The organism is Priestia sp. BR_2 (assembly GCF_041954005.1).
Classification (GTDB): domain Bacteria; phylum Bacillota; class Bacilli; order Paenibacillales; family Paenibacillaceae; genus Paenibacillus_AQ; species Paenibacillus_AQ lautus_A.
The window spans coordinates 1-570 of the sequence record NZ_JAVFHM010000239.1; the positions used below are offsets into that span (position 1 = coordinate 1).

At 34.2% G+C, this 570-nt stretch carries 2 protein-coding genes; one reads left to right on the plus strand and one right to left on the minus strand.

Annotation, left to right across the window (positions count from 1 at the left end; genetic code table 11):
- A partial coding sequence (locus RB298_RS19160) for a hypothetical protein (RefSeq protein ID WP_486048053.1) occupies positions 1–204 on the plus strand: 204 nt, incomplete at its 5' end.
- Between the two features lie 53 nt (positions 205–257).
- On the opposite strand, the gene RB298_RS19165 is transcribed toward RB298_RS19160, so the two are convergent.
- Positions 258–570: hypothetical protein (locus tag RB298_RS19165; RefSeq protein ID WP_486048054.1), on the minus strand; the 313-nt coding region annotated here is incomplete at its 5' end.

A 570-nucleotide genomic window follows, 5' to 3' on the forward strand; every position in this document is an offset into this window, starting at 1 on the left:
CATATGGGCCTATTAATGATTACTGTTATTATCACGTTATCTGTTATCTTAGACTACTTCATTTTTGACTATGATGATAAACACTGGGGCTGGCTCAAAAAAGCTTCTAAACCCGTTAGAAGAAGCATTATTGGTTGTTACTTACTGATGTCATTTGTTATTTATTTTGGTTTGAGTCTTCCGTATATTAAGCCTTTTTTATAAATGTCAGTCCGGTTAGCCTGTGACTCTTACCCAAAAGTTACAGGCTAACCCACTCATTTCACCACCACTACAAATTGTCTATCTTCAAACTTAAACATTTCCTCTATTTCATAAATGTACTTCTTCTTGTCTAATTGACAATGCTTACCAAAATAGAGCGTTTTTAAGTTAATATTAATCTCTAAACTTGGATCTTTTTCTATGGCTTCATCACCATCCAAGCAAGAATATAATTCAATATGGAAGCCCTCTACCAGCTGTTCTTCAATATATGTAAATAACTCTCTTATGGACTTAGGATGTACATCACACGATAATTCGTAGATATATGGCAAGGTGAATACATGCTTTATATCGCTGTACCCG